5 protein-coding genes are annotated in these 5392 nt (G+C 72.1%); 4 read left to right on the forward strand and 1 reads right to left on the reverse strand.

Annotated features, from left to right (window positions below; translation table 11 throughout):
* A partial coding sequence (locus ACWEN3_RS40380) for a PAS domain-containing protein (RefSeq protein WP_452981890.1) occupies nucleotides 1-1309 on the reverse strand: 1309 nt, incomplete at its 3' end.
* 314 nt (nucleotides 1310-1623) lie between these two features.
* On the opposite strand from ACWEN3_RS40380, the gene ACWEN3_RS40385 reads away from it, so the two are divergent.
* The 4 genes from ACWEN3_RS40385 to ACWEN3_RS40400 all read left to right on the forward strand — a co-directional run.
* Nucleotides 1624-2505: a hypothetical protein gene (locus ACWEN3_RS40385; RefSeq protein ID WP_452981893.1), complete on the forward strand. Its 882-nt coding sequence runs from the start codon at nucleotides 1624-1626 to the stop codon at nucleotides 2503-2505.
* Between the two features lie 96 nt (nucleotides 2506-2601).
* Entirely contained in the window at nucleotides 2602-2976 is a 375-nt protein-coding gene (locus tag ACWEN3_RS40390) for a hypothetical protein (RefSeq protein WP_452981895.1), read from the forward strand.
* A gap of 150 nt (nucleotides 2977-3126) precedes the next feature.
* Complete coding sequence (locus ACWEN3_RS40395) at nucleotides 3127-5139, forward strand: oxidoreductase (protein WP_452981898.1); 2013 nt, start codon at nucleotides 3127-3129, stop codon at nucleotides 5137-5139.
* 31 nt (nucleotides 5140-5170) lie between these two features.
* Nucleotides 5171-5392, forward strand: a 222-nt coding sequence (locus ACWEN3_RS40400; RefSeq protein WP_452981901.1) for a PadR family transcriptional regulator, incomplete at its 3' end; no start/stop codon positions are given.

Below are 5392 nucleotides of genomic sequence, written 5' to 3' on the forward strand. Positions count from 1 at the left end.
GCAGGACGTCGTCCTCGTCGAACGGCGCCGGATTGCGGGTCCGCTTGAGGTCGAGCGCGCCCAGCACCTCGCCGCGCGCGATGAGCGGCACCGCGAGGTACGAGTGCAGGCCCGCGCGGCCCAGCAGCACGGCCGCCTCGGGGGAGCGGGCGATGCGCGGCAGGTCCTCGTCCTTGACCTGCGGCACCAGCACCGCCTCGGCGGTGCGCACGCACTCGGTGACCAGGCGGTCGGGCCCGTACCGGGCGATCTGGCCGGGCCGGTCGGCCGCCCGTACGGCGTCCGAACCGTTCTCGGGCCGGAGCGCGAAGGCCCGGATCACCGCGTCCTCCGACGGGCCGAGCGTGCTGGGCCGCCCCTCCACGACGGCGTCCAGCAGGTCCACGGCCGCCACGTCGGCCAGCTCGGGCACGGCGACCTCGGCCAGCTCGCTGGCCGTGCGCTCCAGCTCCAGCGTCGTACCGATCCGGGCGGAGGCGTCGGCGATGACCGCGAGCCGGCGCCGCGCGGCCTCCGCCTCCAGGGAGGCCCGGTGCTGCTCGGTGATGTCCACCATCGAGCACGCCACACCGAGCACATTGCCCGTGGAGTCGTCGAGGCGGTACAGCGACACCGCCCAGGAGTGGTCCGCGTCCGGGTCGGCGGGGGTACGGCCGACGAGGATGTCGTCGATCAGCGGCGCACCCGTGTTCAGCACCCGGCGGGTGGCGGCCTCCAGGGCTTCGGTGTGCAACTGCGGCAGCACCTCGCGCAGGGTGCGCCCGACGTGCCCGGCGGCGGGGAGCCCGTTGATCTTCTCCAGGGCGGGGTTGACCGAGACGAACCGCAGTTGCGTGTCGAGCACGGCGAGCCCCATCGGCGACTGCCTGACCATCCGCTCGGACAGCGCCACGTCCTGCTCCAGGCGCCGTACGGTCGACTGGTCGGCGGCGAGCCCGAGGGCGTACACGTCCCCGTGGTCGTCCAGCAGCCGCATGTTGCGGAACTCCACCAGACGGGTGCTGCCGTCCTTGTGCCGGATCGGGAAACCGCCGGCCCAGCTCTGCCCGGTGCGCATCACGTCGGCGAAGAGCTTGCCGACCAGCTCGATGTGCCGCTCGTGCACCATCAGCCGGGCGGCGTACTCGCCCAGGGCCTCCTGCGCGGTGTAGCCGAACAGCTCCTCCGCCTGGGGGCTCCACAGCACGATGCGGCCCTCGGTGTCCAGCACCACCGAGGCCACGCCGAGCACGTCGAGGAGCCCGCCCGGCCGTTCGGGGCCACGCACGGGCTCACCGCCCTCCGTCACCGGAGCCTCGGCTGCACTCATGCCACGCACCGCCTTCGCCCGTCCGCACGGCACGCCGTCCCCCGTGCCGACTCCCCTTGTTCTACCGCGCTCACACCCGACTCTCCGAGGCCCTTGCCGTCTCTCTCCACCATCCCTCACGACGGCGGCGGACGTGCCGAAGTCGCCACGCCCGACGGTGCGCGATGCGGGGCCTCCTGCCGAGACCGTACAGCGCGGCCGGGCGGACCGTGAGAGTTCACGCTCATGTTGCTGTATTGGCCTGTACATGACTAGCACGCCACGCCAGACTGTGCGCCGAGCGAGTGCCCCCACCCCCGTCCGAGGAGTCGGCCATGCCCGCGTCCGCCCGGCAACGTTGTCACGCAGTTCTCGCCGGACTCGTCACCCTCGCCACCGCCGCCGTCGTGTCCCTCGCCGTGCCCGTCCCCGCCTCGGCGGCCGGCACCTGGACCGAGACCGGATCCGACCGCGCCGACCCGTTGACCGAGAGCCAGGGGCTGACCTCGGTGGAGGTCCCGGCGAACAGCCCGAACCACTACACCGGCATCGGCACCATCCCGCTCGGCGTCTCCAGCCGCGGCTGGAACCACGTGGGCGATCCCGACGCCTCCTACCAGGGCTACTACATCGAGCCCTACCAGCAGGACTCCGGCAACTCGAAGATGTTCCGCGTCCAGTCGCCCGGAGGAACCTGGTCGGAGTACGTGCACACGCTGAGCCCCGGCGAGGCCCTGAACAACTCCTGGGACGCGATCTCGCCCGACGGCCAGTGGATGCTCTCCGGCGAATGGGGCACGATGACCCGCCTGCTGGTCTTCCCGACCCCGGGCGAGAACCCGAGCACCTCGCCCTCGGCGAACCTCCCGCAGGTCGCGACGGTGAACCTGGACCACCCCGTCCGTGACGTGCAGGGCTGCGACTTCTCCGGTCCGACGACCCTGCTGTGCTCCTCCGACGACCCGGACGGCAGCCTCTTCGGCATGACCAAGCCGCTGCTCCAGATCGACCTCTCGGCCCCGCCGAGCGGCTCGGGCGACGTCTCCGGCCATGTCACGGCCGTGCGCCGGCTGCCGCTGCGCAGCTCCTGCTCGGGCACGTTCGAGGTGGAGGGCATCGACTACGACCGGCGGACGGGTGTTCTGCGAGTGATCGTCATGTCTCCGGGCTTCTGCATCCTCACCGACAGCAAGACGTACAAGTTCTCCCGCGGCTGAGGTGTGCTCGACGGCCCGCGGTGCTTTCCTGAAGGGTGGACGCGGTTCGGCGGGGTACCCCGTTCCACCGCAGCGCGGCCACGAAAGGAGCGATCAATGGCGAACAGGGAGCGGTCGCATCCGGAAACCGTCATGGTGGAGATCAGCGGATGCTCCAAGGAGGACGCCCGTCTCGTCTTCGAGGCGCTGAGTTCCTGCTTCGCGTCCGACCGGGGCGCCGACGAGGTGCCTCAGCAGCTCCACGAGACCCGCCCCATGGTGTGGCTCGGCTCGTACGACGTCGCCGACGCTCATGAGCAGGGCTGTCCGCCGGTGCACCTGGACTCGTCCGTGCAGGCGGACGTCCAGGGCGGCTACTGGGCCGTGGACCGGTTCCGCCACACCCTCGACACGATGTTCACCGTCCAGGAGACCTGCACGGCCTCCGGCGACCAGGAGAGGGACCTCCACCTGCGCCTGGAGAGTCGCTGACCGGCGCCACCGGTCTCCACACGCCCCGGGCGGCCCCGCCGCCCGGGGCGTCCGTGTGCCCGTCCGTGCGCGGCGGTTGTGCAACTAGTTGCATAAACGGGTCCGCTTCCTCTACAACAGGAGGCGACCACACCGCGCACGGAGGGCCCCATGAGCCGTTACCCGCATCTGACGACCCCGCTCGACCTGGGCTTCACCACGCTGCCCAACCGCGTGCTCATGGGCTCCATGCACGTCGGCCTGGAGGAGGCCGAGCGTGGGTTCGAGCGGATGGCGGAGTTCTACGCGGCCCGCGCCCGCGGCGGCGTCGGGCTCATCGTCACCGGCGGTATCGCGCCCAACGAGGAGGGGCGGCCGTACGAGGGCGGCGCCAAGCTGACCACCGAGGCGGAGGCCGAGCAGCACAGGGCCGTCACCGAGGCGGTGCACGGCGCGGGCGGCCGGATCGCGATGCAGATCCTGCACTTCGGGCGGTACGCCTACCACCGGGACCTCGTCGCGCCGAGCGCCCTGCAGGCCCCGATCAGCCCCTTCGTGCCGCGCGCACTCACCGACGCCGAGGTCGAGCGGACCATCGACGACTACGCCCGCGCCGCGCGCCTCGCCCAGCGGGCCGGCTACGACGGCGTCGAGATCATGGGCTCCGAGGGCTACCTCATCAACGAGTTCGTCGCCGCCCCGACCAACCGGCGCGAGGACCGGTGGGGCGGCTCGTACGAGAACCGCATGCGCTTCCCCGTCGAGATCGTCCGGCGGGTGCGCGAGGCCGTCGGCCCCGACTTCATCCTGATCTACCGGCTCTCCATGCTGGACCTGGTCCCGGGCGGCTCCTCCCTGGCGGAGGTCGTCACGCTCGCCAAGGCCGTCGAGGCCGCCGGGGCGACGATCATCAACACCGGCATCGGCTGGCACGAGGCACGCATCCCCACCATCGCCACCTCCGTGCCGCGCGGCGCCTACACCTGGGTCACCAAGAAGCTCATGGGCGAGGTGTCCGTGCCCCTGGTGACCACCAACCGCATCAACACCCCGGAGCTGGCGGAGGAGCTGCTGGCCGGCGGGTACGCGGACATGGTCTCCATGGCCCGGCCCATGCTCGCCGACCCCGACTTCGTCGCCAAGGCCGCCGCCGGCACACCGGAGGCCATCAACACGTGCATCGGCTGCAACCAGGCCTGCCTCGACCACACCTTCAGCGGGCAGATCACCTCCTGCCTGGTCAATCCGCGCGCCTGCCACGAGACCGAGCTGGTGCTCTCGCCGACGCGGCTGAGGAAGCGCGTCGCCGTGGTCGGCGCCGGCCCGGCCGGACTCGCCTGCGCCGTCAGCGCCGCCGAACGCGGCCACGCGGTCACGCTGTTCGACGCCGCGAGCGAGGTCGGGGGCCAGCTCAACGTCGCCCGCAAGGTCCCCGGAAAGCAGGAGTTCGACGAGACGCTGCGCTACTTCCGCCACCAGCTCGACGCCCACGGCGTCGACGTACGCCTCGGCGCCTGGGTGACGGCCGAGGATCTGGCGGACTACGACGAGGTGGTCGTCGCCACCGGCGTCACCCCGCGCACCCCCGACATCCCGGGCGCCGACCACCCCCGCGTCCTCGGCTACCTCGACGTGCTGGGCGGCGCCCCGGTGGGCGACCGGGTCGCCGTCCTCGGGGCCGGCGGCATCGGCTTCGACGTCGCCGAGTACCTCACCGACTGCGGCGACAAGGCGAGCGAGGACCCCGAGGCGTACTTCCGCAGCTGGGGCGTGGACATGGACTACCGGGCGCCGGGCGGTCTCGCCGCACCGCAGCGGCCGGCTCCGCCTCGCCAGGTCCACCTGCTCCAGCGCAAGACCACCAAGGTCGGCGCCGGGCTCGGCAAGACCACCGGCTGGATCCACCGCACCGAGCTGAAGCACCGCGGGGTCACCATGGTGCCGGGCGTGCGCTACGACCGGATCGACGACGCGGGCCTGCACATCACCGTCGGCGAGGAGAGCACCGTCCTCGAGGTCGACACCGTGGTGCTGTGCACCGGGCAGGAGCCGCGCCGCGAGCTGTTCGAGGCGCTGGTCGCCGCCGGGCGCAGCGCGCACCTGATCGGCGGCGCGGACGTCGCGGCCGAGCTGGACGCCAAGCGCGCCATCAAGCAGGGCACCGAGCTGGCGGCGGCGCTGTAGGTCCGCCGCGCGGCGTCCCTAGGATGAGCCCATGTCACTCCCGCACGCGATCCTCACCGCCCTGCTGGAAAAACCGTCGTCGGGGCTGGAGCTGACCCGCCGGTTCGACAAGTCGATCGGCTACTTCTGGTCCGCGACGCACCAGCAGATCTATCGCGAGCTGGGGAGGCTGGAGGGCGAGGAGCGCGGCCGCCTCCCGCACCGGTACGTCCGGGGCGCCCGGGGTCGCCCCGACCGTGCGCCCCGACGCGGT

This window comes from Streptomyces sp. NPDC004561, assembly GCF_053602155.1.

Coding starts and splice junctions, on each gene's coding strand:
- ACWEN3_RS40385 (WP_452981893.1), top strand. CDS start 1,624: ATGCCCGCGTCCGCCCGGCAACGTTGTCACGCAGTTCTCGCCGGACTC.
- ACWEN3_RS40390 (WP_452981895.1), top strand. CDS start 2,602: ATGGCGAACAGGGAGCGGTCGCATCCGGAAACCGTCATGGTGGAGATC.
- ACWEN3_RS40395 (WP_452981898.1), top strand. CDS start 3,127: ATGAGCCGTTACCCGCATCTGACGACCCCGCTCGACCTGGGCTTCACC.